1 protein-coding gene is annotated in these 303 nt (G+C 66.7%); it reads left to right on the plus strand.

Annotated elements, in window-relative coordinates; genetic code table 11:
• Positions 1 to 303 (plus strand): amidohydrolase family protein (locus KI686_RS17595; RefSeq protein ID WP_237590371.1); only part of this gene is annotated, 303 nt, incomplete at both ends.

Consider the following 303-nt stretch of genomic DNA (forward strand, 5'->3'; position numbering starts at 1 on the left):
TCGACCACCTCATCCTGGACTCCTGGAGCTCCAGCGAGCAGGCCAAGTCGCTGCGGTGGTCGACGGAGTACTTCCCCAACTCGCACCACGTCTTCTCCCCCGAGCAGCTCGTGCAGGTGCGCGAGTACGCGCTGGTGCAGCTGGCGCTGCACGGCATCACCACCTACATGCCGATCGCCTCCGAGGTGCACAGCGAGTGGGCCGAGGACTTCGACACGTTCGCCGCGATGGCCGCGTTCTCGTCGAAGATCGGTCTGCGCGGCTTCATCGGTCCGTCGTTCCGCTCGGCGGCCCCGTACCTGA

This window comes from Polaribacter sargassicola (assembly GCF_021991835.1).
Classification (GTDB): domain Bacteria; phylum Bacteroidota; class Bacteroidia; order Flavobacteriales; family Flavobacteriaceae; genus Polaribacter; species Polaribacter sargassicola.